Annotated in this window: 2 tRNA genes; both read right to left on the bottom strand. The window is 52.1% G+C overall.

What is annotated here, in order from left to right:
* Positions 1–82 precede the first annotated feature (82 nt).
* Positions 83–155: transfer RNA gene (locus tag AC1RO3_RS09450), tRNA-Phe, on the bottom strand.
* 6 nt (positions 156–161) lie between these two features.
* Positions 162–234 (bottom strand) — tRNA-Asp (locus tag AC1RO3_RS09445).

Raw genomic sequence — 234 nt, 5'->3', positions numbered from 1 at the left:
GAGAGTGGATTCGAACCACCGAACCCGAAGGAGCGGATTTACAGTCCGCCGCGTTTAGCCTCTTCGCTACTCTTCCAATAAATGGCGCAGGACAGAATCGAACTGCCGACACATGGAGCTTCAATCCATTGCTCTACCAACTGAGCTACTGAGCCATTAAACGGTCCTAACCGGATTTGAACCGGTGATCTTCCGCGTGACAGGCGGACGTAATAACCCCTATACCATAGGACC

It is taken from the genome of Dellaglioa sp. CoH-57-MRSF-19, from assembly GCF_056781975.1.
Note: the sequence above shows the minus strand (reverse complement) of the source record. Positions and strands in the feature narration are given on the sequence as shown.